At 74.7% G+C, this 407-nt stretch carries 1 protein-coding gene; it reads right to left on the bottom strand.

The features are described from left to right. Window positions 1-407, bottom strand: a 407-nt coding sequence (locus tag JZ792_RS43790; protein WP_216918461.1) for a hypothetical protein, incomplete at both ends; no start/stop codon positions are given.

Genomic DNA, 407 nt, shown 5'->3' with positions numbered 1-407 from the left:
GCCCAGGGGTCCGTCGGCCGGTTCGGCCAGCGGCAGGGAAGAGTCCGCGACGAGCGCCACGGCAGCGCCCTCCACCGGAAGCACCGCCGCCCCCGCCGCCGTCACGGCCGCGCGCTCGCGAGCGGTGCGCCGGCGGTCGATGAACCAGGCCATGAACGGCAGCAACAGCAGCGACCCCGGCACGGCCCATACCAAAAGGTAGGGGCTGACCGACGACGCCGAGCGCATCACGCCGCGCAGGCGCTCGCGCTCCTCGGCGCTCCAGCGGCCCGGGCGGCGCTGGCGCAGCAGCCACACCACGGAGCCGCGCATGGTAGCCAGTTCCTTGCGGAACCGGCTCTGCTCGCGCTGGTTGCCGGCGAGGAAGGCGCAGAACCATTCGGGCGTCCAGTCGCCGCGCCCCCATC

It is taken from the genome of Nocardia noduli, from assembly GCF_019038455.1.
GTDB lineage: Bacteria > Actinomycetota > Actinomycetes > Mycobacteriales > Mycobacteriaceae > Nocardia > Nocardia noduli.
The sequence above is the reverse complement of the archived record's forward strand: the minus strand, read 5'-3'. Positions and strand labels throughout refer to the sequence as shown.